Source organism: Amycolatopsis sp. cg9, assembly GCF_041346945.1.
Taxonomy (GTDB): domain Bacteria; phylum Actinomycetota; class Actinomycetes; order Mycobacteriales; family Pseudonocardiaceae; genus Amycolatopsis.
The window spans coordinates 5,795,093-5,821,431 of sequence record NZ_CP166850.1; the positions used below are offsets into that span (position 1 = coordinate 5,795,093).

Sequence of the window (26,339 nt, forward strand, 5' to 3'; positions counted from 1 at the left end):
CATGCTGAGCGGGACCGCGGAAGCCCCTCAGCGGGCCGCGAGCGCCCGGCGCACTTCGTCCGCGCCCAGCACCACCGGGGAGCGCAGCGATCCGACCTCGTCGATCTCGATCTCGACCACGTCTCCCGGCCGCAGGCCTTGGTCGAGGCCCGGTACGACGGACGTGCCCGTCGAGAGCACGGCGCCGTCGGGGAAGTCGTTGTCGCGCCACAGGTATTCGACGAGGGCGGCCGGCTCGCGGTTCAGCTGCGCCGTGCTGGCCTCGCCGGCGAACACCTCGTGCCCGTCGCGCAGGATGCGCATGCGGAGACCGAGCGACTGCGGGGCCGGCACCTCCCACGCCGGCCGCACCCGTGCCGACACCGCGCACGAACCGGTGTAGATCTTGGCCTGCGGGAGGTACAGCGGGTTCTCGCCTTCGATGCTGCGGGAGCTGACGTCGTCGACCACCACGTACCCGGCGACCTCGCCGGTGCCGGTCAGCAGCAGGCCGAGTTCCGGCTCCGGCACGTTGTTCGCGGAATCGGCGCGGATCGCGACCGGCTCGTCGTCGGTGACCACGCGCCACGCCGGCGACTTGAAGAACAACTCCGGCCGCTGCGCGCGGTACACCCGCGCGTAGACGTCCTCGTCGGCGCTCTCCTCGCGGCGGGCCTCCTCGGACCGCCGGTAGGTCACCCCGGCGGCCCACACCTCCATCCGCCCGTCCAGCGGCGGCAGCAGCCGCGTCCCGGCGGCGGGCACGGGCTTTCCGGCGGCCTCGGCCAGTTCGCGGATCTCCGCCACCGGGCGGCGCAGCAGGTCGCTCATCGACGCCACCGCGAGCGGCCGCAGCTGCTCGTCGGTGAGCAGGCCGACCCCGGTGGTCCCGGTTCCGTCGGCGAATCGCACCAGGTGGCTCATGCCGGACCTCCTCGTTCAGGAGCGAACCTACGGAGTGCGGAGCGCGGCGGTCAACGAGTGCCGGACAGCCGGAGGATCCGGCAAACCAGCCCGGTTCCGGGATGACACGCCGTCAAGCGGAGCGCCGGCGGAGAGCGGGCTGCGCGAGTGCCGGCGGAACGTAGGCCACGTCGACGGGCCCGACGTCCGTGCCGGGCGGCACGATCTCGTCGATGCGGTCGAGCAGGTCGTCGTCCAGCACCGTCTCGGCGCCCGCGAGCAGGTCGTCGAGCTGATCGAGCGTGCGCGGGCCGATGATCGCCGACGTGACCGCCGGGTGGGCGGTCGCGAACGCCAGTGCGAGGTGGGGCAGGGGCAGGCCGGCCTGCTCGGCGATCGGGACGAGCGCTTCGACGGCGTCGAGTTTGCGTTCGTCGGTCATGTGCCGCCGCGCCCAGTGCAAGCGGCCGGCCGACGGAGTTTCCGTGCCGCCCCGGCGGAGGCGGCCGGCGAGCAGGCCCATCGCCAGCGGGCTCCACACCAGGACACCGAGTCCGTAGCGCCGGCAGACCGGGAGGATCTCGCGTTCGATCCCGCGGTTGAGGATCGAGTAGTGCGGCTGCTCGGTGCGGAAGCGGGCCAGCCCGCGCCGCTCCGCCACCCACTGGGCCTCGACGATCTCCGACGCGGGCAGGTTCGAATGGCCGATGGCGCGCACCTTGCCCGCGCGGAGCAGGTCGGTCAGCGCGCCCAGGGTTTCCTCGACGTCGGTCCCGGGCTCGGGGTGGTGGACCTGGTAGAGGTCGAGGTGGTCGACCCCGAGCCGGCGCAGCGAGCCCTCGACGGCGGTGACGATCCACCGGCGGGAGCCGCCGCGCTGGTTCGGGCCGGGACCCATGGGGCCGCTGAACTTGGTGGCGAGCACGACGTCGTCGCGACGGCCGCGCAGCGCTTTGCCGAGGATTTCTTCGGTGTGGCCGTGGCCGCCGTAGACGTCGGCGGTGTCGATGGCGGTGATGCCGCCGTCGAGGGCGCGGTGGACGATGCGGGCGCAGTCGCCGGGGTCGGGGTTGCCGTGCGGGCCGAACATCATCGTGCCCAGGGCGTAGGCGCTGACCTGGATGCCGGTGCGGCCGAGCGGACGGGTCTGCATGGGGCTTTCTCCTGCGCGGCAGGTGGGGTGCGGCCGGCGGCGGCCGCACCCCACGGGGATGGTCAGGCCTGGGCGTGTTCGGCGGCGACGTCGACGATCCAGGTGACGCCGAAGCGGTCGGCCAGCATCCCGAAGGCGGGCGCCCACCGGGCGGGGCCGAAGGCTTCGATCACGGTCGCGCCCTCGGCGAGCCCGTCCCAGACGGGGGTGACTTCGTCGACGGTCTCGCCGCGGACGGACAGGAAGAAGGGTTCCCGCGTGATCGTGGTGCCGTTTTCGCGACGCGTCGTGGGCACGGCCGGGGCGGCGGGCGCGTCCCCGCCCGGCACGTCGTAGGCCATGACCCGGAAGCCGTTGTCCGCGGCGACCTGGCCGAACACGACGTGGGTGGCGCCGGGCAGTCCGGCGGGCATCCCGAAGTCGCCGTAGGTGACGACGGTGAGCTGCCCGCCGAACACCGACTGGTAGAACTCCAGGGCTTCACGGGCCTGGCCGTGGAAGTTCAGGTGGGCGACAGCGCTGAGCGACATGGTGATCCGGTCCTTTCCTGGCGCCGGGGGTTCCCGGCGGCGAGAGCCACGATGCCGCCAGTACCGGTCAGGGAACGTCCGCTACTCGTGGCAGTCTGGGGACATGCCTCTCGCGTCCTCGACGACGACCTCCAGCCGGCTGCTGTCGCTGCTGTCCATGCTGCAGGCCCGCCGCGACTGGCCGGGCGGGCTGCTGGCCGAGCGGCTGGGGGTGAGCGAGCGGACGGTGCGCCGGGACGTCGATCGGCTGCGCGAGCTCGGCTATCCCGTCCAGGCGGTCAAAGGACCCGACGGCGGCTACCGGCTCGAGGCGGGCAGCCAGGTGCCGCCGCTGCTGTTCGACGAAGAGCAGGCGGTCGCGCTCGCCGTGGCGCTGCGGATCGCGGTCGGGACGGGCGCGGGCATCGAAGAAGCCGCCGCGCGGGCCCTGGCGACCGTGCGCCAGGTCCTGCCGTCCCGGTTGCGGCAGCGCGTCGACGCACTCGAGCTCAGCGCGGCCGCGCGGGGCACCGAGCCGCAGGTCGACACCGAGGTCCTGCTCGCGCTGAGCGCCGCCGTCCGCGCGGGGGAGGAGCTGCGGTTCGACTACCGCTCACCCGGACGTCCCGGCGACGCCGAGCCCCGCCCGCCGCGCCGCGTGCAGCCGCATCACCTGGTGGTGCGGGGCGGCCGGTGGTACGTCGTCGGCTGGGACCCCGGCCGCGATGACTGGCGGACCTACCGCGTGGACCGGATGACACCGCGCGTCCCGAACGGACCGCGGTTCGCGCGCCGCGAGGTGCCGGGCGGCGACGTGGCCGCGTTCCTGTCGGCCCGGTTCAAGGGCTCCGAGAGCACGGACGCCTGGCCGTGCCGCGCCGAGGTGATCCTCGACCTCCCGGTGGCCGAGGTCGCCCCGTTCGCCGGCGACGGCGTCGCCGAAGAACTCGGTCCGGCCCGGACCAGGCTGACGGCGGGGTCGTGGTCCTGGGCCGCCCTCGCCGCGGCGCTGGCGCGCTTCGACGCGGAGATCGAAGTGGTCACGCCGCCGGAACTGCGGGCGGCGTTCGCCGAGCTGTCCCGGCGCGCCGGCCGCACCGCGGGGCTCGGGTAGCGCCGGCGTCGGCGGCGAGTCCGGCCATCCGGGTGAAGCCGGGACCGGAGCCGCCACGGTGCCGGGAGCCGGGGAGAAGACTGCGGGAACCGTTCAGCCACTGGAGGGAGCTCCATGTCCGCGGTCGCCGACGAAGCTCTGCTGTCCCTGTCCACCCCGGGCGGGCTGGCCGATCCGTACCCGGTTTACGCGCGGCTGCGCGACGAATCTCCCGTCTTCCGCAGCGAAGTCTTCGGCGGCTGGGTGCTCAGCCGGTTCGCCGACTGCCAGCAGGTGCTCGCCGACGGGGAGACCTTCCTGGTGCTGGACGCGCAGTGGCGCGACCGGCACACGCCGGACTGGCGCGACAACCCGGCCATGGCGCTGCTGGCGGACCTCCTGCCGTGGAAGAACCCGCCGGACCACACCCGCGAGCGGCGGCTGCTGGTGCGGGACTTCACCGTCCGGCGCGTCCAGGGGCTGGAGCCCGCGGTCCGCCACGCCGTCGACCGGCTGCTGGACGACTTCGCCGGCGCCACGGCGGACGGGACCGCGGCCGAGTTCGTCACCACGGTGCTCTACCCGCTCGGGATGGCGGTGATCGGCGATCTGGTCGGCGTGCCCGAAGCCGACCACGCCCGGCTCCGCCGCGTCACCGAGCTGATCGGCAAGCAGGTCGACCCGGCGATGCCGGCGGACCTGCGGGCCGAGGTCGACGCGGCCGCCGTCGAGTTCCGCGCCTACTTCGTCGATCTGATCGCGCGGCGGCGTGCGGAACCCCGGGACGACCTGACCTCCGCGTTGCTGGTCCGGCCGGCCGCCGACGCGGAGCTGATGTCCGACGGAGACGTGCTCAACGCGCTCCTCGTGCTGTTCGGCGGCGGCTACGAGACGACCGCGGGCGCGCTGGGCCTCGGGATCCACGCGCTGCTGACCCACCCGGCGCAGTTCGCGCTGCTCGCGGGCGATTCCGGGCTGGCGGCCGGAGCGGCCGAGGAGGTGCTGCGGTGGGACGGGGCCGCCCAGATGAGCCAGCGCGCGGCCGTCCGGCCGGTGGTCATCGGCGGCGTGGAGATCCCGGCGGGGGAGGTGATCGTGGCGCTCAACGGCGCGGCGAACCGGGACCCGGCGCGGTTCGCCGACCCGGACCGGTTCGACATCACCCGCGACGCCGGCCGTGGCCTGTTCTTCGGGCACGGCCTGCACTTGTGCCTCGGCGCGGCACTCGCGCGGCTGGAGATGACCGTTCTGCTCGAACAGCTCGGCAAGCGCTTTCCGGGGTTGCGGATCGCGGGCGAGGTCCGGCGGCGCCCGAACCCGGCCCTGCGCGGGATGGCGGCTTTGCCGCTCACCCGCTGATCTCCGCGGGCACCGGCACTAGGCGGCGTTGTACCGGCGTGCCGCGGGGGTTTCGTCGAGGGTGACGCGGCCGAGGTGGGCCAGGACGTCGAGGTGCGCCTCGATCTCCATCACCGCGGACAGCTGGTGTTCGAGCTGCAGCGCGTCGAGCCGGCGGCGGTGGCGGGTCCACGGCAGCAGCCGCGCGACCTCGTAGGCGTTGGTCGCTCCGGCCACCAGCAGTTCGTTGACTTCGTCGAGCCGTTCGCGGTGGTGCTCGAGGATCTCCCGGACGCGGGTGTGGGTGCTGGCGCCGACGGCTCCGTGCGCGGGCAGCAGCACCGTGTCGGGCCGCCGGAGCAGGAGCTTCAGGGAAGAGATGAACGAGCGCAGCGGAGTCGCTTCGGGAGCGACTTCGAAACCCAGCGAAGGGGTGATGGCCGGCAGCACGTGATCGCCCGCGAACAGCACGCCGGTCGAGGCGTGGGCGTAGACGACGTGCCCGCGGGTGTGGCCCGGCGTCGCGATCACTTCCAGTTCGCCGTCGCGGAGGGGAATCCGGTCGCCGTCGCGGAGCCAGCCGTCGGGCGGCCCGTACGGCGTCCCGGCTTCGGACACGCTGATCGCGAGCACCCGCTCGGCCAGCTCGCCGGCGCCGCAGCGGGCGAGCAGTCCGGGGTGGTTGGGGAACGGGCTGCTCGTGTCGAAGCCTTCGATGCTGAACCGCTCGTTTTCACCGATCCGCAGCGGGACGCCGAGGGTTTCGCGCCACGCGAAGGCCTGGGTGTAGTGGTCCCAGTGGTGGTGCGTCGCGAGGCAGAGCCGCACGTCCCCGAGCCGGTGCCCCAGCTCGGCCAGCGCGGTCGTGACGGCGCGTTCGTTGGCGGGGCTCGCCCAGCCGGGGTCGACGAGCACGAGACCGTCCGGGCCTTCGAGCGCGTAGGCGTTCACGGTGGACAGGCCGGTGATCGGCAGGGGCAGCGGGATGCGGTGGATGCCGGGCGCGACCGCGTGCGCCCCGGGCGTGGTCCAGTCGTCCGGCTGGTCGATCTCGTTCACGGGCATGGGGCTGTCCTAGCTGGTTGCGAAGCGTACGCAAGGACTTTACCGACCAGGCGACCCGCTCGATCACGCTTGTGACATATGTCGTCGGACCGCCGCAGCGTACTCCGTACGAGTGAACTTGAATTTTCAATTTCTCACCCTGGGTAACGATGGTGCGTCACTCGCTCACCGCAACCACCTGCGGAAATGATCGAGAACGTCCGCTTTCGAGGCCGTCCTGTGACCAAGTGTGGCCCCTGACCCCTGTTACGCGCGCGCTTCTTGGGGCGACGGATGGCGCAGAACGTCCCCGCGTGCGGTCGTGCCGCCGCTGCTCCGAAAGAGGCAATCCGTGTCCTACGCCCCCATGCCGCCCTCGTCGGCCATGCCCGTCCCGGCCCAGCCCAAGAACGGCCTCGGCACCGCCGGGTTCGTCCTCGGCCTGGTCGGCCTGCTCTTCGCGTTCATCCCGCTCATCGGGGTCGTCGCGTGGCCGCTGACGATCCTCGGGCTGATCTTCGGCATCATCGGGACGCTGCGGGCGAACCGCGGCCAAGCGAGCAACAAGGGCCTGGCCGTCACCGCGGTCGTGCTCTCGGCCATCGGCCTGATCATCTGCGTGATCTGGACGGCGGCGTTCGGCAAGGTCGTCAGCGACACCGCGAACGGCCTGCCCACCGCGGCGGCGCCGGCCGCCGTCGCCGACGCGGGGTCCGAGCCCGCGAACGCCGCCCCGACCGCGGCGGCGTCGGCCAAGCACACCGTCCTCCTGGAGGTCACGACGGCGGCGAAGGCCAATGTCCAGTGGAGCAGCGGGTTCACCCAGAATTCGCAGGAGGTGCTGGAGAAGGGCAAGACCTGGAGCCAGACCCTGACGATGGACGACCTGGCGTTCACCTCGGTCACGGTGACCGCGGTCGACTTCAAGCTGGGGGCCAAGGACAACACCTGCAAGATCACCGTCGACGGGAAGGTCGTCGTGGAGCAGCACAACAGCGTCGGGGCTTTGTGCACCTACCAGCCCTGACGGGTCGATGACCGGGGGCAAGCGGTCCGAGCTCAATGCCCCGAAGCGTCCGACACGACCAGGACAGGTTCTTCGCTCACGGTGATCGGGTCGCCCGGCTGCACCGGCTCCTCGGTTCCGTCCAGGCGGTCCAGCCGCCGGGTGCCCGCACCCGCCGTCAAGGTGGCGGCGCCGCGATCGGTCCACTGGATCGCGGCGTCGTAGGTGCGTTCCGGCTCGGTCACGGTGAATTCGCACCGCCAGACGTTTTCCGGCAGGCCCGCCGGCGTCCCGTGGCCGCACGACCGGCTCTGGGCGTGGTGCAGCCAGCGTTGCAGCACTTCCACCGCGAGCGCGGCCGCCGTGGGGGCTCCGCCGACCGGCTGCAGCACGATGGGTACTCGCGTTCCGCCCCAGTTGTAGAAGTACATGCGTTCGAGGTTGACCTTGCGCGCGTAGAGGCCGACCAAGAAGAACCTGACCGCGTGGTTGCGCGCGGCGACGTCGTCGAGCGGCGCTTGGGTCGCGATCGAATACGTCGTCCCGGTGTTCCACAGACGCGGGTGCACGCCGGCTTCGTGCAGCACCCGATCGATCGTCGCGGTCAGCTCCAGCATGGCTTCCGGCGGATCGCTCGCTCTCTTCTGGAACAGCTTGACACTCGCGACGTCGCATTGGCCGTACCCGTTCGCCTCCGCGAAGCGCTGGAGGAAGGAAACGCCTTCCGGCGTCCACAGCTGGCCCATGCCCGGGCACACCACCGTCGCTTTCGGGTCGGCCGACCGGATGATGGCAGCGGCCCGGCGGGTCATCTCGACCAAGGTTTCCACGGTGCCCGCGTAGAAGTGCCGGTCGTTGGCCAGCACCCACAGCTCGTAGGCGTCGATCCGTCCCCGGTAGCGGTTCACCACCGAGCTGACGAACAGATCCCAGTCGGCCAGGTCGACGGGCGGGGCCGGGGTGCCCTCCGGGTACGGTCCGGCCGGGCCGTCGGGGCTGGCCCACTTCGGTGTCCCGCCGAAGACGAACAGCGACGGCAGGCCCGCCTCCGCCGCCCCGGCCACCAGGCGGTCGAGCGTGGACCAGTCGAATTCCCCGCGCAGGCGCTGGACTTCCGACCACCTCGTCCCGCTGTCCCAGAACCGGACGGCGCCGACGTGGAACGACGGCATCCGCCCGGTGGCGCTGTTGATCGTGACCCCGAACGAGGTGCTCGGCACCGGGGCCGGCGGCAGGGTCCACGCCGGCCCGCCGATCCGCTGAGCCTGCGCGTCTTCCGCCGGACCCGGGCCGGCCGAGCTCGACGCGAGGAGGAGGGCCAGGAGCCCGGCCATCGCCGTGACGACGCCCGGCAGGAGCCATCGGCGCCGGCGGCGAGGGAAGTGCGCCGGTTCCGCCGGGATCGGAACAGGTGCGGCTTCCCGGCCGAGGTCGTCGGCGACGTCCTTCGCGGGTGCTGTGGCGCGCAGCCACAGGCGGTGCAGCGCGACGACCTCGTCCCGGTTCGCGCCGCACGCCAGCGCGATCCGCTCCACCACGCCGAATTCGCGTGGCGCACTCACCCCTGTGCAGTACCGGTGCACCGCGGACTTGCTCAGGTGGATCTTCCGGCCGATGCCCGTGTAGCTGTGTCCGCTCTCCGCCTTGAGCCGCTCCAGCCGGTCGCCCAAGTCGCGATAACGCGCGTCGCCGGCCATGGTCTCCCGTCCCGTCGGCCAGGCAGTCGCGGGTCCGCCGTCTTCGCGCCCGGCGGGCCCGCGACATCGTGGTGCACCAGTTTATGCGAAGGCGAGCCCGGGCACGGGTGGTTCCGGGCCGTCCCCGGGCTCGGCGACGGCGCAGGTCAGACCGGCCGGGACGTCCCACCGTCCCAACCTCGGACGACGCCGTTGCCGGGCGCGGGGCCCGCGAGCAGAGTGGCCGGCGGGACCGCGGGTGGCGGCGGCACGGGGGATGTCGTCGCACCCGGCGGTCCCTTCCAACGGGAGGAGCGACTGTCATGACCTGGTTCCACCTCGGATCCGCGGCACCCGCGCGCCGCTGGGTCTCCGCTTCCGTGCTGGCGATGACGGCTTGGGCGTCCATCGGCCTGGCGGTCTCGTCCCCGGCCGCGGCCCTGCCCAATCCCGACTGCACGGAAATCCCGGGTCCCGTCGAAGACCTGTGCAGCGTGACCTTGAACAAGACCGATCAGCAGATCGGCGTCACGAGGAACTTCTGCGGGCCGGACGACGCCGGCGGGCCCTGCCCGAACGCGGACCCGGACCGGGACTTCAAAGTACTCGGCCGCGGTGAACGGACGCCCGCCAACGAGGACTGGGACGCGTTCTTCGTGCCGCCGGGGTGCGTCTTCAGCGGCAACATCGACATCCGGCTGACGAACATCGACCGTGATTTCACGATCCCCGGCGGACCGGACGGTTTCTGGGTGCGGGTCCCGCGCACCGCGATCTACGAGATCGAGCAGACGGCCTGCGCCCACCTCACCGACCACGTCGTCCGCCTCCGCAACCAGAACTCGGGACTCTGCCTGCTCGCCCGCAACACACCGGGGGAGAACGCGGTCGTCCAGTACCCGTGCGGCGCGTACGCGGACCAGCGCTGGCAGATGCCGGGCAACGGCGTGGACCTCGTCCAGCTCCGCAACCTCGAGTCGCAGAAATGCGTGGCCACGCGCGGCACCGGCGAGTCACCCGGAATCGCGACCACCTGCGCTTCCCGGTGGGTGGACCAGATCTGGCGGCGCGAACCCGACCCCTCGACGGGGAACTACCGCCTCCGCAACCTCAACTCGGGCCTGTGCCTGGTCGTCCGGGGAACCGCGGCCGAAACCCGTGCACTCCAGTCGACCTGCGGCACTTGGCCCGACCAGTTGTGGACCATGCTGGTCTGACCACCGGGCGCAGGCGATCAACGCACTGACCACGGGCCCGCCGGGTGAGGCGAAGCGCATTCGCTGCCCGGTGGGCCGGGGCCGGGTGCCGGGGTGATCAGACGGTGAGGACGAGCTTGCCCCGGAGGTGACCGGCGTCGAGCGCGCGGTGCGCGTCGGCGATGCGCTCGAACGGGAACGTCTCCTCCACGTGGACCCGGAGCCCGCCCCGCTCCACGAGGTCGACGAGCCCCCGCAGGGCGACCGGGTCCGGGTCGACCGCGATGCCGCTGAAGCGCAGGCCGGCCGCCTCGTACTCGGCGGCGAGCTCCACGTCCTCCTCGGCGACCGCCGTCACCAGGTGGCCGCCCGGGCGGAGCACGCCGAGCGACCGCTCGGCGGTGTCGCCGCCGAGCGTGTCGAGCACGACGTCGACGTCGCGGACCACCTCGGCGAAATCGACCGCCGTGTAGTCGATCACCTCGTCGGCGCCGAACCCTTCGACGAACTCCCGCTTGCCGCCGCTGGCGGTCGTGATCACGTGCGCGCCGAGCGCTTTCGCGAGCTGGATCGCGACGTGACCGACCCCGCCGCCACCGCCGTGCACCAGGACGCGGTCGCCTTCGGTGACGCCGCCGAGGTCGACGAGGCCCTGCCACGCCGTCAGCCCGGCGACCGGCAGCGCCGCCGCCTCGACGTGCGACAGCGACGCCGGCTTGCGCGCCAGGTGCAACGCCGGCGCCGACACGACTTCGGCGTACGCGTTCGCCGCCCGTGGGAACAGCGGCATCCCGAACACCTCGTCGCCGGGCCGGAACCGCCACGTCTGCGGCGCCTCGCCGACCACGCCGCTGATGTCCCAGCCGAGGACGAACGGCGGCCGGCCGAGCAGCGGGAACTCGCCCGCGCGCAGGCGCGCTTCCAACGGGTTGAGCCCGATCGCCTCGACGCGGACGAGAACCTCGGCCGGGAACGGCCGGGGCTCGGGCGCCTCCACGACGGTGAGCACCTCGGGACCGCCGAGCTCCTGCTGGGTGATGGTTCGCATGGCTTCTCCTGGCTCTGGGGAACGAAAACCCAGGCTATGCACCCGATGGGAACCCTCAGGTACCTTTGGCGCCATGAGCGGTTTCGGTCCCGGCGGCCACTTTCTCGCCGACTGTCCGGCGCGGCTGGCGGTCGACCTGCTCGCCGACAAGTGGGCCGCGGTCGTGCTCTACGGCCTCAGCGAGGGCCCGGTCCGCCACGGCGAGCTGATCGAGCTCATCGGCGGCATCTCCCGCAAGATGCTCACCCAGACGCTCCGCCGGCTCGAGGCGCACGGACTCGTCCGCCGCCACGCCTACGCCGAGGTGCCGCCCCGCGTCGAGTACGAGCTCACCCCGCTCGGCGCGACGCTGATCGATCCGATCCACGTGCTGACGGAGTGGGCGAGGGCGAACGGCGACGCGGTGCTCGACGCGCTCGAACCGGCCGCCCGGCCGGACTGACGGCGTACGGATCCGGCGAAGGCACGGCACCGGCGTGGGGGAGTGAGCCTCAGGCGGTGGCCGTCCGGTGCGCGGCCGCGTAGTGCGCGGTGCCGATCGCTCCCGCGACCGCCAGGACGAAGCCGATGCCGGCCGCGGTGGTGAAGCCGGCCCGGACGCGGTCGTCCAGCAGGACCACGCCGATCAGCGAGGACACCGCCGTGTTCGTCGTGAACATGATGGCGGTGACCGCGGTGGCGCGGCCGCGCTGGAGGGCCATCGCGAACGCCGCCGCCGCGACGAGGCCGTTGGCGATCATCGACCACGTCGCCGGCTCCAGGGCGAGGCGCCAGACCGGCCCGGACGCGTCGAGTGTCCGGGCCGAGATCCCGACGGCGCTGAACCCCAGGCCGGCGCAGAAGCCCAGCACGATCGGCGACCAGCGGCCGGGACTGCGCTGAGCGGTGAACGCGATCGCCGCGATCGCGACCGCCACGCCCACCAGCAGCAGCTTCCCGGCGGTCGGCAGCGGCTCCGCCGGACCCGGGTCGGCGGACAGGCCGAGCAGGACCAGGCCCGTGGCGCCGACACCCAGCGCGGCCCACCCGGCGCCGGCCAGCCGGACGCCCAGGATCGCGGAGATCGTCGCGGTCACGCCGACGCTGAACGCGAGCACCGACTGGACGAGGAACAGCGGCAGGCGGTGCAGCGCGGCGGCGGCGAAGACGAACCCCAGCAGGTCCACCCCCACGCCGAGGAAGTAGAGCGGCTGCCGCCGCAGCGCGACCAGGTCCTGGGGCGAGCCGCCGTAGGCGCCGGCCCGCCTGACCCCGGCGGACTCCAGGATGGAGCCGCTGCCCGAGGCGACGGCGGCCAGCACGGCGAGGACGTATCCGAGGATCACGGCCTGAGTCTGTCAGCCCGCCCCCGGGCCACCTCACATCGGCGGCCGCTTCGGCCGCGCACCGGGCGGGAACCGCTACGGCGTCACCGCGAGGGTCGCGCGGTGGGCGAGGTTGGTGTCGATGAGCTTGTCGAGGGAGTCCCGGGTGCGGATCAGCTCGGCGATGTGGCCGGTCAGGCGGTCGCGTTCCTGCCGCATCCGCTGCTCGGCGGCGACGGAGGTGTCCTGGCCGGGGGAGTCGACGCAGGGCAGCAGCTCGACGATCGTGCGGCTGGTGAGGCCCGCGGAGAACATGCGCTGGATGAACCCGACGCGCTCGACCTCGTGCTCGGTGTAGGTCCGCTGCCCGCCGGCGCTGCGGGTGCTGGCGAGCAGGCCTTGCTGCTCGTAGTAGCGCAGGGACCGGACGCTCACGCCGGTCCGGGTGGCCAGTTCGCCGATCCGCACGCCTGCCTCCTGTGAGCCCCGCCACGAACGCTTTCCTCTGACACTGATGTCAGATTCTAGCGTGGGTGGCACGCCCGGTGCGGGCGCCGCCCTCTCAAGGAGCCTGACGTGACATCTCTGTTCGACCGCCACGAAGTCGGCGGCCTGGTCCTGCCCAACCGGGTGGTGATGGCCCCGATGACGCGGGTCCGCGCCGCCGCGGGCGGGCTCGCGACGCCGTCGATGGCGACCTACTACGCCCAGCGCGCGACGGCCGGGCTGATCGTGACCGAGGGGGTGCAGCCGAGCCTGCTCGGGCAGTCGAACCCCGGGACGCCCGGGCTGCACACCGGCGAGCAGGTCGCCTCCTGGCGCCAGGTGACGGCGGCGGTGCACGCCAACGGCGGCCGGCTCTTCGCGCAGATCATGCACGGCGGGCGGGTTTCCCACCCCGGCACCACCGGGCTCCAGCCGGTCGGCCCGTCGGCGGTGCCCGCGGCCGGTGCCGTCTTCACCCCCGCCGGACCCCGGCCGGCGCCGGTGCCGCGGGCGCTGGAACCGGCGGAGGTGCCCGAGCAAGCGCGGTCCTACGCCGACGCGGCCCGCCGGGCCGTCGACGCCGGCTTCGACGGGGTGGAGCTCCACGGCGCCAACGGGTACCTGATCTCGCAGTTCCTGTCGTCGAACGCGAACCTGCGCACCGATCGCTACGGCGGCTCGGTCGCCAACCGGATCCGGTTCGCCGTCGAGGCGGCCGCCGGCACCGCGGAGGCCGTCGGCGGTGCCCGGACCGGCATCCGGCTTTCCCCGGGCGGCACGTTCTGGGGCGTCGAGGAGGCCGACGTCGCCGAGCTGTACCCCGCGCTGCTGCGCGAGCTGGCCGGCCTCGGGCTCGCCTACGTCCACCTCGAGGCCACTGTGGACGAAGACGTCCTGCTGCGGCTGCGGCGGGCCTGGCCGGGCACCCTCGTCGTCAACCCCACGGTCCCGATGGGACCGAAGCAGACCGGGCGCGCCGAGGCCGATCACTGGCTCGGGCTCGGCGCGGACCTCATCAGCTTCGGCCGCGCGTTCATCGCCAACCCCGACCTGGTCGAGCGGCTGCGCACCGGGCTCCCGCTCGCGCCGGTCGACGAAGCGACGTTCTACGAAGGCGGCGACGCGGGCTACCTGACCTACCCGGCGTACCGGCACACGGCGTGAGCGCCCGGCCCGCCGGTCTTCGTCACCCCTCGGCGGCGCGGGCGATCGACCGGGCGAGCCACCCGAACACCAGGTCGTGCGCCGGTTTCTGCAGGTGCCAGTAGGCGTCGCCGAGGCGGCCGGCGGGGGTGAACCGCACCCGCTGCCGCAGCAGGCTCGCGGAGCCGGCCGGTTCCGCGAGCAAGGTCAGCTCGGCGACGCCGGGCAGGCGCATGTCGGCGGTCAGCACGAGCTCACGGCGGGCGTCGTCCCGGTGCCGGACGGTCCAGAAGTCGATGACGTCCCCGGTCCCCGGGTGGTCCGGGCGCCCGCGGTAGAGCCCCGCACCGCCGAGGACCTGGTCGAGCAGGCCGCGCAGGGCCCACGCGGGGCCGGGCGGGAAGCGGCCGCTTTCCCCGCCCAGCGCGGTGATCGCCCGCCACAGCCGCTCCGGGGTGGCGGCCGAGCTCGCGGTGTTCTCCTCCTGGTACGACCGCCCCGGCGGCGCGCCCGGCAGCGGAACTCCGAGTGCCGCCCGCAAGGCGTTGTCGAGGCTGGTGGCGCCGCCGGGCGGGGCGGGCAGGACGGTCTCCACCGGGACGTCGGCCGGGAGCAGGTCGTGCTCGAGCGACGCGAACAAGCCGGCCGCGACGGCGGGGGGAACGGGCGAGGCCACCCCGGCGACGCGGGCGGCGATCCCGTGCGACCACAACGGTGCCGGCAGCGCGAGGGCGGCGGGCCTGCGCAGCACGCGGGCGCACCGGCGAACCAAGTCGTGGTAGCTGATCGTCTCCGGGCCGCTGACGTCGAACCGGCCTCGCAGCGGCGCGGACTCGACGGCGGCCCGGAGGTAGTGCCGGACGTCGGCGAGCGCGACCGGGCGGCTCCGCCGGGCGGTCCACCGCGGCCGCGGCCGGATCGGCAGCCGCGCGGTCCGGGACAGCAGTTCGACCCCGGCCGATCCCGGGCCGAGGATCATCGAGGCCTGCAAGGCGATCGCCGGGACTTCGCCGCCGAGCAGGACGTCGGCCACTTCCGAGCGCGACGCCAGGTGCGGCGACGTCGCGGCCACCGGCCGTGGCCCGCCGAGGTAGACGATCCGCCCGGCCCGAGCCGAGGCGGCCGCGGCGGCGAGGCGTTCGGCGATGACGCGGTCCTGCTCGGTGAAGTCGGTCCGGGCCAGCGAGTGCACGAGGTGGAAGACCACGTCCGCACCGCCGACCGCGGTCTCGAGCGCGCGCGGATCCGCGGCGTTCCCGAGCGTCACCTCGACTTGGTCGGGGAAGCGGTGCTCGGCGGAGCGGGAGAGCACGCGCACCGGGTGCCCGGCGGCGACCAGGTCGGCGACGAGCGCCCGGCCGACGAAGCCGGTCGCTCCCAGTACCGTGCAGCGCGGTGGGCCGGTGCGTCGCGGGGATGTCATCGTGGTCCTGGTCGGGTGGCGGCGTCGGCGTGCGTCCGGCCGGCGAATGCTCCCAGTACCGTGCGGCGCGGTGGGCCGGTGCGTTGTGGGGATTTCATCGGGGTCCTGGTCGGGTGGCGGCGTCGAGCAGGTTCGCGGTCGCCGGTCGTGCGCTGGTGGCGGCGGTGCGCTGGTAGACGGCGGCGAAGCGGCTCGCGACCTCGTGGATGCCGAAGCGTCGCGTGACGGTGGCCCGGCCGGCGGCCGCCATCGCCCGGGCGCGGGCCGGGTCGCCGGCCACGCCGCGGACGAACGTCGTGAGCGCGTCGCCGAATGCGGCGAGGGTGGCGGTGTCGGCGAGCAGGCCGTTGCGGCCGTGGTCGATGTAGTGGCCGAGGCCGCCGCGGCGGGGGCCGAGCACGACCAGCCCGGCGTCCATGGCTTCGAGGACGGCGATGCCGAACTCCTCCTTGCGGCTGGGGCAGACGTAGAGGTGCGGGGTCGGCGCGGGCAGCCAGTGGGCCAGGCCGTGCTCCAGCGAGCGGACGTCCTCGTTGCTCACGGCGGCGAGCACCGCCAGGCGCCCCGCCGCGGCCGGGTAGCGGCTCGCCAGGTCCAGGATACGGGTGAGGATCCGGGATTCGTCGGCGGTCGGGTGCGCGGGGTCGCCGCCGACGAGCACGAGCGCGGTGTGCCGGTACAGGTCGCGGGTCAGCCACGCTTCGACGAGCAGATCCTGGTGCTTGACCGGGTGCAACCGGCCCACGGACAGCATGATCGGCAGGCCGCGGGCTTCGGGGACGAGCCGGGGCAGCCCGGAACCGGGCTCGAACAAGGACGCGATCAGCTGCTCCTGGCGGGCGTCGGCCGCGGCCACGGGTGAGAGCATCGGGATGCCCTCGGCCAGTGACTCCGGCTCCGGGCGCTCCCGCAGCCGGGGGAAGTACGCGGCGAGTTCCCCGGCCGGCCGGCCGGGCAGTCCGATCAGGACGTCGGCGGCCGCCACCAGCCGGTCGGCCACGTACATCCGGTGCAGGTCGAACCGCGCCGCCCCGCGGTCCACCGCGAGGCCGGGCCGGTACCGCTCGGCCAGCGCGCGGTGCGGGTCCGCGGTGAGGGTGAACACGGTCCGCGCGCCCATCGCCCGGGCGGCGTCGGCGACCGCGGCCGAACCGTCGTCGGAGTAGCGCACGTGGACGACGTCGGGGAGGCAGTCCGCGAGCCACAGCAGGTGCCGGGCGAGGAACCCGATCGCGGAGCGGTGCCGGGACAGTGCGGTCTGTGCCGGTGCCCCGGGGGAGTCGACGGGCAGCCGCAGCACCACGTGCCCGTGGTCGTCGGCGTCGATCAGCGCGGCCCGGTCGCGCAGCAGGTCCTGCCCGGCGAGGGTCAGCGTCACGACCCGCGCGATGCCGTCGTGGCGGGACAACGCCGAGCCGAGGTGCCGCAGCAGCACCGTGAGGCCGCCGCTGGCGCCGGCACCGGGCTGGTCGAAGCTGCCCAGCAGCATCGACTGCGCCACCGTCAGCCCGCCCCGGTCCGCCGCCGGGATCGTCCACAACGGACTTTCGAAGCCCTGGCCGGACTGCCGGGCGAGGCACACCGCGGAAAGGGCGTGGTCGAAGGGATCCGCGGCCCCGGCGTGCGCGGCGGCCAGGATTCCGGCCGCCTCCGGCGAGTCGCCGAGCTGGGAGAGGTAGCGCCACGCGGCGTGCCGGTACCCGCGATCGGCCGGAGCGCCGGCCACCGCGCCGACCGGCAGGCAGTGAAGCCCGTGCCGTTCCGCCAGGTCCAGCAGGAGCGCGCCGCGCCGGGGTGACGCACCGGCGAACGCGCCGGCGATCGCCTCGGCCGCGGCGGCCGCGCCGTGCACGGCGACCGCGTCGGCGAACAGGTCGAGGGCGACGGAGCCGGCCAGGTCGTCGAGGGCGGCGTCGCCGGTTTCCGGGGTCGCGGCGAGGACCTCGCCGGCGCCGGGCGCACCGGCTCCGCGGGTGAGGGCGCGCAGCCGGGCCACCGCGCCGTCGGGATCGGCCCCGCTCGGCGGGTCGCCGGCGTACTCGACCAGCGCGGGCCCGGCGAAGTCCGGGTGGAGGGCACGGCGGACCGCGCCGACCCGGACCGGGTCGGCCCCGGGCGTGAACGTGCGAAGGACCGCCAACGGGTCGGCGGTGACGGTGCTCCGGGTGTCCTGAACGATCACTGCGCTGCTCCGATGGCCGGGTCGTAGGGTTGCGGGGGAAGAGGGAGGTGGCCGGGATGACGGCAGCGCGGATCGTGGTGGTGAGCCCGCCGTTCGCTTCGCACGCGCGTCCACTCGCGACGGTGGGGGCGGCACTCGCGGCCGCCGGCGCCGACGTGACTTTCGCCTGTGCGCCGGCCTTCGCGGGCCTGGCCGCCGAGCACGGACTGCCGTTCGCGGCGCTGGCGTTCGGCGACAACGCGAACACGGGCATCGCCGAACGCACCCGCCAGGAAGCCGACGGCGTGCGGCGGCTGGCCGAGTTCCTCGACGCCACCCGCGCCGGCGCGGTGCCCGCCCTGCTGGCCCAGGCCGGGCACCGGCGGGCCGACCTGCTGCCCGACCCCGGCGGCGTGCTCGGCTCGGTCCGGGCCCTCGACGAGCGGCTGCGCCCGGACTGGTACCTGGTCGACCAGCTGGCCTACGCCGTCACGCTCGCGGTGTACGCCCTCGGCCGCCGCTGGGCCGCCTTCTGCCCCGGCCACCCCAGCTACGTCCTGGCAGGGACCGGCCGCTTCTTCGGGCTGCCGCCGTACTGGCCGGACCCGATCCGGCCCACCGACGGCGAACTGGGCCGGTTGCGCGCCGCGGCCGAGGAGAACGACCGGGCGTTCACCGGGCTGTTCGCCCGGTTTCTCGCCGATCACGCCCCGGACCGGCAGGTGCCGCGAAGCGCTTTCGGGCTGACTTCGCCGGAGGCGGTGCTGTTCAACTACCCCGAACTGCCCTGGTTGCCGGACCTCCCGGCCGGTCCCGCCCGGATCTTCGCCGGGCACTGCAGCGACGTCGGGACGGCGGTGCTGCCTGCCGACTGGGCCGAGCGAGCCGACGCGCTGACCGGGGGCGGGCGGCGACGGCTCGTGCTCGTGTCGTTCGGGACGTTCCTGTCCGCCCGGGACGACGTCGTGCGCACGGTGGTCCGCGGGCTGCTCGACGTGCGCGGCGTGTCGGTGCTGGTGGCCGCCGGTGACCGCGCGGCCGGTCTCCGTGCGGAGTTCGACGGCGAGCCGGGGGTCCACGTCGCCGACCAGGTGCCCCAGCGAGCTCTGCTTCCGCGCTCGGCCGCCGTCGTGCACCACGGCGGCAACAACTCCTTCACCGAGTGCCTGGCCGCGGGCGTGCCCGCGGTGGCCCTGCCGTTCTCCAGCGACCAGTTCGCCGTGGCCCACGACCTCGAACGGATTCCGGCCGGCCGGGTGCTCGATCCCCACGGCGTCACCCTCGGCGCGGTGACCGCGGCCGTGACCGAAGTGCTCGCGGCAGCTCGTGGGCACGGCGAAGCCGGGCGCCGGCTGCTCGCCGGACGCGGACCGCGACCGGCGGCGCTCGAACTGCTGTCGGCCATGCGCAGCCTTCCGGCAGTCGATGCAGAAGCGATGCGAAGCTGACCCTCGCGTGCCGTGCATCCACGGCTGATCGGCCACTTCGTGCTTCAATACGCGTTCAAGAGGAGGCCCGATGAGCAGTGCCGCCGGGGCGCGGTCCCTCAGTTCGAGTGAGGTGGCGCGGACGCTGGGCGTGTCGCAGGTGACGCTGCGCACCTGGGAGCAGCGATACGGGATCGGTGCATCGGAGCGCGCGGAGAACGGCCGGCGGCGGTTCACCCCCGAGGACGTCGGACGGCTGCGCCGGATGCGGGCGCTCCAGGCCCAGGGGACCGGCGCGCGCGAGGCCGCCCGGCTGGTGCTGGACCGGTCGGCCGCCGAGGTGACCGCCGGGCAGCGCCGGCAACGGCTCGCCGAGGCCGCGGAGTCGCTCGACCTGGCCACCATGGGCGGTTTGGTCGACGACGCGCTCGGCAGCCTGGGCGTGGCGAAGGCGTGGACCGAGGTCGTCGGGCCCGTGCTGCGAGCCATCGGGGAACGGTGGGCGAGGCACGGCGACCGCACCGCGATGGCCGCGGAGTGGGCGCTGGCCAGTGCGGCCTCCGCGGCGGTGGACCGGTACGACACGCCCGCCCCGGCCGGCCGGGCGCCGATCCTCTTCGTCTGCGGCCCGGCGGAGCGCCACGACCTGCCGGTCAAGATGCTCAGCGCCGCGCTGAACGACGACGGCGCACCGGCGATGTTCCTGGGCGGCCTGGTCCCGCTCGACGTCCTGCGCGTGGTCGCCGCCCGGTTCGAGCCGGGCGAAGTCGTGGTGTGGTCGATGACCGCGCAGTCGGCGGACGTGCGGATCCTGCGCGCCCTGCACGCGGAAGGGGTGCCGGTGCGCCCGGCCGGCCCCGGCTGGCGCGGGCTGCCGACGGTGGGCGAACCGCTCCCGCCGTCATTCACCGGGGCCCTCGCCGCCTTCTCCGCGTGAGAGCGCCGGCCGCGCGAGGGTGCGGGCGGCGGGCTCCTTCCGGCGCGCCGGGACGTCGTTGGCGATGAGCACGGCGGCCCACGGCAGGGGAACGGAGATCGCCAGGAAAGCCAGGGCCAGCCACCAGACGTGCGCGGTGAGCCCGGCGAGGACCAGGCAGGGGATCCGGCAGCCCATCATCACCACGTACTTGCGGCGCCGCCGGGCGAGCTGGTCGTCGGCCGACGGCGCGGCCGAGGTGATGAGGACCGGCCGGCTCACGCGGCGCTCCCGAGTCCGGTGTGGACGGCCAGGACGGCCAGCGGGCCGGCGGTGTTCGCCACGACCTGGACGAGGATCGACCCCGCCTGCCCGGGGAAGTGCGTCGCCGCGGACCAGAGCGAGCCGGCGAGGAGGAAGCAGGCGAGCAGCGCTCCCACGGTGATCGCCGTCCCGCGCAGCCGCCGGTCCCGGCTGTCCACAATGGTCAAGAACAGGGTGGCGTGGACGGTCAGCGCCAGGCCCGCGGCCACCGCCGGTGAATCGAGGGGCAGCCACGCGAAGCTGGTGGTCGTGGCGAAGGCGGACAACAGTGCCGCGCCGGCGGCGAACCCGGCCGCGAGCCGGGCGGTCACCGCGGTGCGGGGCGCGGTGACGGTCATCGCCGCCCCTGGTCCAGTGCCCGGGTTTCCTCCGGCGGGTCCGGGGTCAGCAGCGAGCCGGGGACGGCGTGGCCCGCGGAGCCGAGCTTGTTCATCTTCTTCGGCACCGGCGCGCCCTGGTACTCGAGCGGCACCGCGGCGAGCGGCTGGTGGATCTCGATGAACTCACCGTGCGGCAGCCGTTTGATGATGCCGGTTTCGATGCCGTGGTCGAGGACCTCGCGGTCGGCCCGCTGCAGGCCGACGCAGAGCCGGTAGGTGAGGAAGTAGGCCAGCGGCGGGGCGACCAGCAGCCCGATCCGCCCGGCCCAGGTCGTCGCGTTCAGCGACAGGTCGAACTGCACGGCGAAGATGTCGTTGAAGCTGGACAGGGTGAGCACGAGGAAGAACGCGATCGCCATCGCCCCGATGGAGGTGCGCACCGGGACGTCCCGCGGCCGTTGCAGGAGGTTGTGGTGCGCGGTGTCGCCGGAGAGTTTCCGTTCCAGGAACGGGTAGCTCAGCAGCAGCGTGACGAGGACGGCGATGCCGATGGCGCCCGCGAAGAAGACCGGGGGCACGGTGTGGTCGCCCAGGTAGAGCTCCCACGGCGGCCACACGCGCAGCAGCCCGTCGGCCCAGCCCATGTACCAGTCCGGCTGGGACCCGGCGGAGACCTGGGAAGGATTGTACGGGCCGAAGTTCCACACCGGGTTGATCTGGAACAACCCCGACATCAACGCCAGCACACCCACGACCAGCGTGAAGAACGCCCCGCCCTTCAACGCGAAGTACGGCATGATCCGCACCCCGACGACGTTGGTCTCCTTGCGCCGCACCCCCGGGAACTGGGTGTGCTTCTGGTACCACACCAACGCCAGGTGCGCCCCCACCAACGCCAGCATGATGCCCGGCAGCAGCAGGATGTGCAGCGTGTACAACCGCGGGATGATCTGATCGCCCGGGAACTCCCCACCGAAGAGCGCCCAGTGGATCCAGGTGCCCATCACCGGCACCGACAGCACGATCCCCGACAGCGTCGCCCGGATACCGGTACCCGAGAGCAGGTCGTCCGGCAGCGAATACCCGAAGAAGCCTTCGAAGCAGCCCAGGATCAGCAGCAGCCCGCCGATCACCCAGTTCGCCTCACGCGGGCGCCGGAACGCACCCGTGAAGAAGATCCGCAGCATGTGCACGGCCATCGACGCCACGAAGATCAGCGCCGCCCAGTGGTGCAGCTGCCGCATGAACAGCCCGCCGCGCACGTCGAAGGAAATGTCCAGCGTCGTGCGGAACGCCTGCGACATCTCCAGGCCCTGCATGTTCTTGAAACTGCCCTGGTACACGACCTCCTGCATCGAGGGGTCGAAGAACAGCGTCAGGTACACCCCGGTCAGCAGCAGGATGATGAAGCTGTAGAGCGCGATCTCCCCGAGCAGGAACGACCAGTGCGTCGGGAACACCTTGTTCATCTGGTGCCGCAGCCCCTTGGCCGCGTGGTACCGCTGGTCCGCGTTGTCCGCGGCCTCCCCCACGTGCCGCTCCACGGCACTCGACCCCTTGGTCGGCGTGGTGAGTGAACTCATCGGACTCTCCCGGGATCGGTCGCGTGGCTCTTCGATCGTCACACCGGTACGCCGGGAATGCACGCCGTTGCATCGAATGTGCATCGCAATGACCGGGCGAAATGAGCACAAAACCCCAGGACGACGTAGGGTTGTGCGTAGTACTGAGTCGTAACTGCATCGGAGGAGCGCGTGGTCGCGGAGTTCTCGGGCGTCGTCTCCGCCCCCTTGGCCGAGGTGTTCGCCTGGCACAGCCTGCCCGGCGCGTTCACGCGGCTCGCCCCGCCGTGGCAACCGATCCGGATCGGGACGGAGGCGGGTTCCCTGCGCGACGGGACGGCCGAGCTGGTCCTGCCCGGCGGGCTGAAGTGGGTCGCGGCGCACGAGCCCGCCGGCTACCGGCCGCCGCACCAGTTCGTCGACCGGCTGGCCACGCCGGTGCTCTCCGCCGTGCTGCCGTGGCGCCACACCCACCGGTTCGAAGCCGACGGCCCCGGCCGCACCGTGCTCACCGACCGCGTGGAGACGCCGGTGCCGGCGGCGGCGCTGCGCTCGATGTTCGCCTACCGGTACCGCCAGCTGGCCGCCGACCTCGCCGCGCAGCGGAGGTACTGGCACGAGCCGCTGACCGTCGCGGTCACCGGGGCGAGCGGGCTCGTGGGCACCGCGCTGACGGCGCTGCTCACCACCGGCGGGCACCGGGTGATCCGCCTGGTGCGGCGGAGCGCGCGCACCCCGGACGAACGGACGTGGCGGCCCGAAGAACCGGACGCGGACCTGCTCGCCGGCGTCGACGCGGTGGTGCACCTGGCCGGGGCTTCGGTGGCCGGGCGGTTCGACGAGCGCCACCGGCGGGCCGTGCGGGACAGCCGGATCGGCCCGACCCGGAAGCTCGCCGAACTGGCCGCCCGCACCGCGGACGGGCCGGGGGTGTTCGTCTCGGCCTCTGCGGTCGGCTTCTACGGGCCCGACCGCGGCGACGAGGTGCTGACCGAAGACAGCGAGCGCGGCGCGGGCTTCCTCGCCGACGTCGTCGAAGAGTGGGAGACGGCCGCCGAACCCGCGGCCGCGGCGGGGATCCGCCAGGTCCGGGTGCGCACCGGGCTGGTGCTCAGCCCGCGCGGAGGCGTGCTCCGGGTGCAGCGCCCGCTGTTCGCCGCCGGCCTGGGCGGGCCCCTGGGCAGCGGCACGCAGTGGATGCCGTGGATCGGCCTCGACGACCTGGCCGACATCTACCTGCGGGCGGTCACGGACCGGGCCCTGTCCGGAGTGGTGAACGCCGTCGCCCCCGAACCGGTGCGCAACAACGAGTACACGCGAACCCTCGCCCAGGTGCTGCGCCGCCCGGCGGTGCTGACCGTGCCGCCCATCGGCCCGCGGCTGCTGCTCGGCCGGGCCGGGGCCCGTGAGCTGGCGTTCGCCGACCAGCGAGTGTTGCCGGGGCGCCTGCTCGGTGCCGGGCACGAGTTCCGCCACTCCCGGTTGCGTGACGTGCTCGCCCACCTGCTGGGCGCGACGACCGGCGCGGACGCGAAACCGGTTGTGGAAGCACGGAAATGATCGCGCCCGGTCCGGTGTGGACAGAGCGCTGACCTGATCGGAGGATCCTCTTGCTGCTCGACACCCTGCTCGACCGCACCGTGGTCGCCGGCTACTCGCGCCTCGGCTACGTGCTGCGGCGCCGGGCCTGGGCGGCGGACGATCCCGCGCCGGACGCGCTGCGCGGCCGGGTGGCGCTGGTGACCGGGGCGAGCTCGGGGCTCGGCGAGGCGACGGCCGCCGGGCTGGCCCGGCTGGGCGCGGAAGTGGTGCTGGTGGTGCGCGACCTCGAACGCGGGGAGCGGGCGCTGGGCCGCGTCCGCGCGCTCGCGCCCGCCGCGAAAGTCCGGACGGCCCGGTGCGACGTCGCCGATTTCGCTTCGGTTCGCGAGTTCGCGGCCGGGGAGCCGCGAGCCGACGTTCTCGTCCACAACGCCGGGGTGCTGCCGCCGCGCCGGGAAGAAACCGGGGCCGGCCACGAGATCACGCTCGCCACGCACGTGCTCGGGCCGCTGCTGCTGACCGAACTGCTGCGTCCCGCGTTGCGCGCGTCGGCGGACGCCCGGGTGATCTGGGTGTCCTCGGGCGGGATGTACACCCAGCCGCTCGCGGTCGACGACCCGGAGTACCGCACCGGCCGCTACCGCGGCGCGACCGCGTATGCGCGCACGAAGCGGATGCAGGTCGAGCTCACGCCGGTGCTCGCCGAACGCTGGCGTGCGGACGGTATCGCCGTGCACAGCACCCACCCCGGGTGGGCGGACACCCCGGGACTGGCCGCGTCGCTCCCGTCGTTCCGGCGGCTCGTCGGACCCGCGCTGCGCAGGGCCGCGGAAGGCGCCGACACCGCCGTCTGGCTCGCGGCGACCGAGCCCGGCCCGCCGCCGGGCCGGTTCTGGCACGACCGCCAGGACCGCCCGGCGCACCTGCTCCCCGGCACCCGCCCCGCGGCGGGCGACGCGGAGCGGCTGCTGCGGTACTGCCTGGCTGCCGTGAGCCGCTGAGCACGGCGGACCGGTTCAGCGGCCGGCTCCCCGGGGTGCCGGCGACGAGCTGAACTGGTTCTGCCAGCTGGCCTGGGCACCCGAGTCGCCGATGCGGTAGACGTCGTAGACCGCCGCGCCGGCGGCCGCGATCGACAGCACCGAAAGCACCACCGTGACCGCCGTCGAGGCCGGGCCGAGGAACGTGCGGCGACCGGGTGCCTCCGCCGGGCCGGCCGCTTGGGCGCGCAGGCTTTCGCGGCGGCGCCACCAGACCGCGAGGGCCAGCACCGCCACCGGGATCGCGACCCAGAGCGCGGTGTCGCCGAGTTCGGTGTGGGTGCGCACCAGCGGCGTCGGGGCGACCCGGCGTTCGAGCCATTCCCCCGCCTCGGTGGTGATCGGCACCAGGACCACGACGAGGACCGACAGGATCGCGTTCGGCCCGGCGAGCTTGCCGCGCGCGGCGGGCCACAGGGCGCTGAGCACCAGGAGCAGGGCGGAAAGCGGCAGCAGCACGACGATGGCGTGCACGAGCAGGACGTGGGCGGGCAGGCCGTTGACGGTCGTCATGGGTTCCTTCGTGCCGGGGGTGACGGGTTCGGGGGCGGACGCCGCATCACGGCGCACGGGCGAGCGCGGCGACCTCGTAGCCGGGCGCGCGGGTGGCCACCCACGCCTCGACGTCCGGGCCGCCGCGCGCGAAAGCGGCGGTGGCGAACACGTCGGCCCACAGCAGGGTGGGCCCGGTGACCGTGACGGCGAGCAGCTCGCCCGCGTGGGTGCCGGTGTGCGGATCGACGATGTGCGCGCCGCGAGCGGCCGAGCCCGACGTCGCGACGCCGCCGGTGCGCAGGTCGAGGAGAGTGAGGAACGCGCCGGGGCCGGTGGGGTCTTCGACGGCGACGTGCCACGGCGGGGCGGTCGTGACCCCCGCCCGGGCGGTGATGTCGCCGCCGACGTTGAGGTAGTGGTCGAACCCGCGGAGGTGGTCGAGCAGCGCGGCGGCCTTCTGGGCCGCCCACCCCTTGACGAGGCCGGCCGGGTCGAAGCCGCCGGGCAGCCAGGCGTCGAAGTACCCGCCGGTGCGTTCGCGCGCCTCTTCGCACAACGCCGTGACTTCGCGGAGCCAGGGGTGCCAGTGGTCGCGGGGGGAGGGAGCCGCGGCGGAGCGCGCTCACCTGGCTGTCGGGGCGGTAGGTGCTGAACAGCTCGTCGGCCGCCCGCAGGAGCCCGAACACCGCCGTCACGGCCGGCTCGACCGCGGGGTCGGAGTCGATGCGCGGCCCGCGCAGGTGGAGGCTCGCCCGGGTGCCCATGACCGGCCGGGTCCAGGACCGGCGGTGCCGGTGCGCGGTGGTCACCCGTGGGCCTGGTCGATCGCCGACTGCAGGGACTGCCGGTAGCCCTCGGAGGTGTAGGTGGCGCCGGTGACCGTGTCGATCTGCGCGCTCTGGGCCTGCAGCGCCTCCTGGTTCAGCTCCGGTACGGCTTCGGAGTTGATCCGGACGTCGCGGCCGCTTTCCTGCGGGTACTCGACGGCCTGCGCGTCGGTGATCTTGCCGCCGGCCACGGTGATCCGGACCTGGACCGGGCCGTAGCGGGTGTCGGCGGCGTCGCCGGTGAACGTCCCGGCGCCGCCGGGGGGAGCGGCAGTGGCCGGGCTCGTGGTCCGCGACGGCGGGGTGGCGCCCGGCGGACGGCCGGTCGCGACCGGGGTCTGGCCGGTGCTGGTGCGGTAGCTGAACAGCAGCACGACGACCGAGACCGTCGCCGCGAGGGTGATGGCGATCCTGCGCATCGGAA

General features: G+C 73.8%; 26 protein-coding genes. 10 read left to right on the forward strand and 16 right to left on the reverse strand.

Going from position 1 to position 26,339, the window contains the following annotated elements; genetic code table 11:
* Positions 1–27 precede the first annotated feature (27 nt).
* The 3 genes from AB5J73_RS27650 to AB5J73_RS27660 form a co-directional block, all read right to left on the reverse strand.
* Complete coding sequence (locus AB5J73_RS27650; protein WP_370961581.1) at positions 28–903, reverse strand: fumarylacetoacetate hydrolase family protein; 876 nt, start codon at positions 901–903, stop codon at positions 28–30.
* Between the two features lie 112 nt (positions 904–1,015).
* A complete protein-coding gene (locus AB5J73_RS27655; protein ID WP_370961582.1) occupies positions 1,016–2,035 on the reverse strand; it encodes an aldo/keto reductase in 1,020 nt (339 codons plus the stop codon).
* Positions 2,036–2,097: 62 nt separating this feature from the next.
* Complete coding sequence (locus AB5J73_RS27660; RefSeq protein ID WP_370961583.1) at positions 2,098–2,565, reverse strand: VOC family protein; 468 nt, start codon at positions 2,563–2,565, stop codon at positions 2,098–2,100.
* Between the two features lie 103 nt (positions 2,566–2,668).
* Between AB5J73_RS27660 and AB5J73_RS27665 the strand changes: the two genes are divergently transcribed.
* Positions 2,669–3,658, forward strand: coding sequence for a helix-turn-helix transcriptional regulator (locus tag AB5J73_RS27665; RefSeq protein WP_370961584.1), 990 nt, complete (start codon positions 2,669–2,671; stop codon positions 3,656–3,658).
* A gap of 114 nt (positions 3,659–3,772) precedes the next feature.
* On the forward strand, positions 3,773–4,996 hold the full coding sequence (locus tag AB5J73_RS27670; RefSeq protein ID WP_370961585.1) for a cytochrome P450: 1,224 nt from the start codon (positions 3,773–3,775) through the stop codon (positions 4,994–4,996).
* 18 nt (positions 4,997–5,014) lie between these two features.
* Here AB5J73_RS27670 and AB5J73_RS27675 read toward each other — a convergent pair whose 3' ends face one another.
* Complete coding sequence (locus AB5J73_RS27675; protein ID WP_370961586.1) at positions 5,015–6,040, reverse strand: MBL fold metallo-hydrolase; 1,026 nt, start codon at positions 6,038–6,040, stop codon at positions 5,015–5,017.
* Positions 6,041–6,371: 331 nt separating this feature from the next.
* On the opposite strand from AB5J73_RS27675, the gene AB5J73_RS27680 reads away from it, so the two are divergent.
* Positions 6,372–7,046: a DUF4190 domain-containing protein gene (locus AB5J73_RS27680; protein ID WP_370961587.1), complete on the forward strand. Its 675-nt coding sequence runs from the start codon at positions 6,372–6,374 to the stop codon at positions 7,044–7,046.
* A gap of 32 nt (positions 7,047–7,078) precedes the next feature.
* Here AB5J73_RS27680 and AB5J73_RS27685 read toward each other — a convergent pair whose 3' ends face one another.
* A complete protein-coding gene (locus tag AB5J73_RS27685) occupies positions 7,079–8,722 on the reverse strand; it encodes a helix-turn-helix domain-containing protein (RefSeq protein WP_370961588.1) in 1,644 nt (547 codons plus the stop codon).
* Between the two features lie 302 nt (positions 8,723–9,024).
* Here AB5J73_RS27685 and AB5J73_RS27690 point away from each other — a divergent pair, with 302 nt between their 5' ends.
* A complete protein-coding gene (locus AB5J73_RS27690) occupies positions 9,025–9,918 on the forward strand; it encodes an RICIN domain-containing protein (protein ID WP_370961589.1) in 894 nt (297 codons plus the stop codon).
* Between the two features lie 97 nt (positions 9,919–10,015).
* On the opposite strand, the gene AB5J73_RS27695 is transcribed toward AB5J73_RS27690, so the two are convergent.
* Complete coding sequence (locus AB5J73_RS27695; RefSeq protein ID WP_370961590.1) at positions 10,016–10,945, reverse strand: NADP-dependent oxidoreductase; 930 nt, start codon at positions 10,943–10,945, stop codon at positions 10,016–10,018.
* Positions 10,946–11,018: 73 nt separating this feature from the next.
* Here AB5J73_RS27695 and AB5J73_RS27700 point away from each other — a divergent pair, with 73 nt between their 5' ends.
* Positions 11,019–11,387: a winged helix-turn-helix transcriptional regulator gene (locus AB5J73_RS27700; RefSeq protein ID WP_370961591.1), complete on the forward strand. Its 369-nt coding sequence runs from the start codon at positions 11,019–11,021 to the stop codon at positions 11,385–11,387.
* Positions 11,388–11,436: 49 nt separating this feature from the next.
* Here AB5J73_RS27700 and AB5J73_RS27705 read toward each other — a convergent pair whose 3' ends face one another.
* Positions 11,437–12,270 (reverse strand): hypothetical protein, encoded by an 834-nt coding sequence (locus tag AB5J73_RS27705; protein ID WP_370961592.1) that lies wholly within the window; start codon positions 12,268–12,270, stop codon positions 11,437–11,439.
* Between the two features lie 75 nt (positions 12,271–12,345).
* The gene (locus tag AB5J73_RS27710; protein WP_370961593.1) at positions 12,346–12,717 is read right to left on the reverse strand and encodes a MerR family transcriptional regulator; all 372 of its coding nucleotides are present in this window, start codon (positions 12,715–12,717) and stop codon (positions 12,346–12,348) included.
* A 108-nt stretch (positions 12,718–12,825) separates the two neighbouring features.
* Here AB5J73_RS27710 and AB5J73_RS27715 point away from each other — a divergent pair, with 108 nt between their 5' ends.
* Positions 12,826–13,899 (forward strand): alkene reductase, encoded by a 1,074-nt coding sequence (locus AB5J73_RS27715; protein ID WP_370961594.1) that lies wholly within the window; start codon positions 12,826–12,828, stop codon positions 13,897–13,899.
* 22 nt (positions 13,900–13,921) lie between these two features.
* Here the strand turns inward: AB5J73_RS27715 and AB5J73_RS27720 are convergent, their stop codons facing one another.
* Together AB5J73_RS27720 and AB5J73_RS27725 are read right to left on the reverse strand one after the other, a co-directional pair.
* A complete protein-coding gene (locus AB5J73_RS27720; RefSeq protein ID WP_370961595.1) occupies positions 13,922–15,301 on the reverse strand; it encodes a DUF2867 domain-containing protein in 1,380 nt (459 codons plus the stop codon).
* A gap of 94 nt (positions 15,302–15,395) precedes the next feature.
* Positions 15,396–17,483 (reverse strand): glycosyltransferase family 4 protein, encoded by a 2,088-nt coding sequence (locus AB5J73_RS27725; RefSeq protein WP_370961596.1) that lies wholly within the window; start codon positions 17,481–17,483, stop codon positions 15,396–15,398.
* 56 nt (positions 17,484–17,539) lie between these two features.
* On the opposite strand from AB5J73_RS27725, the gene AB5J73_RS27730 reads away from it, so the two are divergent.
* Entirely contained in the window at positions 17,540–18,910 is a 1,371-nt protein-coding gene (locus AB5J73_RS27730) for a glycosyltransferase (protein ID WP_370961597.1), read from the forward strand.
* 70 nt (positions 18,911–18,980) lie between these two features.
* Positions 18,981–19,826: a MerR family transcriptional regulator gene (locus AB5J73_RS27735; RefSeq protein WP_370961598.1), complete on the forward strand. Its 846-nt coding sequence runs from the start codon at positions 18,981–18,983 to the stop codon at positions 19,824–19,826.
* On the opposite strand, the gene AB5J73_RS27740 is transcribed toward AB5J73_RS27735, so the two are convergent.
* From AB5J73_RS27740 to AB5J73_RS27750, 3 genes are read right to left on the reverse strand one after another with little or no spacing between them, the layout of a single operon-like run.
* Positions 19,791–20,087 (reverse strand): DUF3099 domain-containing protein, encoded by a 297-nt coding sequence (locus tag AB5J73_RS27740; RefSeq protein ID WP_370961599.1) that lies wholly within the window; start codon positions 20,085–20,087, stop codon positions 19,791–19,793. The two genes, AB5J73_RS27735 and AB5J73_RS27740, sit on opposite strands and share 36 nt — an antisense overlap.
* Positions 20,084–20,467, reverse strand: coding sequence for a hypothetical protein (locus AB5J73_RS27745; RefSeq protein WP_370961600.1), 384 nt, complete (start codon positions 20,465–20,467; stop codon positions 20,084–20,086). Before AB5J73_RS27745 ends, AB5J73_RS27740 begins: the two co-directional genes overlap by 4 nt.
* Positions 20,464–22,032 (reverse strand): cytochrome bc complex cytochrome b subunit, encoded by a 1,569-nt coding sequence (locus tag AB5J73_RS27750; RefSeq protein WP_370961601.1) that lies wholly within the window; start codon positions 22,030–22,032, stop codon positions 20,464–20,466. The genes AB5J73_RS27745 and AB5J73_RS27750 overlap by 4 nt, the downstream gene beginning before the upstream one ends.
* 171 nt (positions 22,033–22,203) lie before the next feature.
* Here AB5J73_RS27750 and AB5J73_RS27755 point away from each other — a divergent pair, with 171 nt between their 5' ends.
* Both AB5J73_RS27755 and AB5J73_RS27760 read left to right on the forward strand, forming a co-directional pair.
* Positions 22,204–23,571 carry a TIGR01777 family oxidoreductase gene (locus AB5J73_RS27755; protein WP_370961602.1) on the forward strand — a complete coding sequence of 456 codons (1,368 nt, stop codon included), beginning with the start codon at positions 22,204–22,206 and terminating at the stop codon, positions 23,569–23,571.
* Positions 23,572–23,621: 50 nt separating this feature from the next.
* On the forward strand, positions 23,622–24,554 hold the full coding sequence (locus AB5J73_RS27760; protein WP_370961603.1) for an SDR family NAD(P)-dependent oxidoreductase: 933 nt from the start codon (positions 23,622–23,624) through the stop codon (positions 24,552–24,554).
* A 15-nt stretch (positions 24,555–24,569) separates the two neighbouring features.
* Here AB5J73_RS27760 and AB5J73_RS27765 read toward each other — a convergent pair whose 3' ends face one another.
* From AB5J73_RS27765 to AB5J73_RS27775, 3 genes are all read right to left on the reverse strand, one after another.
* Entirely contained in the window at positions 24,570–25,106 is a 537-nt protein-coding gene (locus tag AB5J73_RS27765) for a DUF2231 domain-containing protein (RefSeq protein ID WP_370961604.1), read from the reverse strand.
* Positions 25,107–25,152: 46 nt separating this feature from the next.
* Positions 25,153–25,644 (reverse strand): FAD:protein FMN transferase, encoded by a 492-nt coding sequence (locus AB5J73_RS27770; RefSeq protein WP_370961605.1) that lies wholly within the window; start codon positions 25,642–25,644, stop codon positions 25,153–25,155.
* Between the two features lie 249 nt (positions 25,645–25,893).
* Positions 25,894–26,334 (reverse strand): FMN-binding protein, encoded by a 441-nt coding sequence (locus AB5J73_RS27775; protein WP_370961606.1) that lies wholly within the window; start codon positions 26,332–26,334, stop codon positions 25,894–25,896.
* Between the last annotated feature and the right edge of the window lie 5 nt (positions 26,335–26,339).

Coding starts and splice junctions, on each gene's coding strand:
- AB5J73_RS27660 (WP_370961583.1), bottom strand. CDS start 2,565: ATGTCGCTCAGCGCTGTCGCCCACCTGAACTTCCACGGCCAGGCCCGT.
- AB5J73_RS27670 (WP_370961585.1), top strand. CDS start 3,773: ATGTCCGCGGTCGCCGACGAAGCTCTGCTGTCCCTGTCCACCCCGGGC.
- AB5J73_RS27765 (WP_370961604.1), bottom strand. CDS start 25,106: ATGACGACCGTCAACGGCCTGCCCGCCCACGTCCTGCTCGTGCACGCC.
- AB5J73_RS27655 (WP_370961582.1), bottom strand. CDS start 2,035: ATGCAGACCCGTCCGCTCGGCCGCACCGGCATCCAGGTCAGCGCCTAC.
- AB5J73_RS27730 (WP_370961597.1), top strand. CDS start 17,540: ATGACGGCAGCGCGGATCGTGGTGGTGAGCCCGCCGTTCGCTTCGCAC.
- AB5J73_RS27745 (WP_370961600.1), bottom strand. CDS start 20,467: ATGACCGTCACCGCGCCCCGCACCGCGGTGACCGCCCGGCTCGCGGCC.
- AB5J73_RS27720 (WP_370961595.1), bottom strand. CDS start 15,301: ATGACATCCCCGCGACGCACCGGCCCACCGCGCTGCACGGTACTGGGA.
- AB5J73_RS27695 (WP_370961590.1), bottom strand. CDS start 10,945: ATGCGAACCATCACCCAGCAGGAGCTCGGCGGTCCCGAGGTGCTCACC.
- AB5J73_RS27685 (WP_370961588.1), bottom strand. CDS start 8,722: ATGGCCGGCGACGCGCGTTATCGCGACTTGGGCGACCGGCTGGAGCGG.
- AB5J73_RS27700 (WP_370961591.1), top strand. CDS start 11,019: ATGAGCGGTTTCGGTCCCGGCGGCCACTTTCTCGCCGACTGTCCGGCG.
- AB5J73_RS27675 (WP_370961586.1), bottom strand. CDS start 6,040: ATGCCCGTGAACGAGATCGACCAGCCGGACGACTGGACCACGCCCGGG.
- AB5J73_RS27775 (WP_370961606.1), bottom strand. CDS start 26,334: ATGCGCAGGATCGCCATCACCCTCGCGGCGACGGTCTCGGTCGTCGTG.
- AB5J73_RS27690 (WP_370961589.1), top strand. CDS start 9,025: ATGACCTGGTTCCACCTCGGATCCGCGGCACCCGCGCGCCGCTGGGTC.
- AB5J73_RS27665 (WP_370961584.1), top strand. CDS start 2,669: ATGCCTCTCGCGTCCTCGACGACGACCTCCAGCCGGCTGCTGTCGCTG.
- AB5J73_RS27735 (WP_370961598.1), top strand. CDS start 18,981: ATGAGCAGTGCCGCCGGGGCGCGGTCCCTCAGTTCGAGTGAGGTGGCG.
- AB5J73_RS27750 (WP_370961601.1), bottom strand. CDS start 22,032: ATGAGTTCACTCACCACGCCGACCAAGGGGTCGAGTGCCGTGGAGCGG.
- AB5J73_RS27650 (WP_370961581.1), bottom strand. CDS start 903: ATGAGCCACCTGGTGCGATTCGCCGACGGAACCGGGACCACCGGGGTC.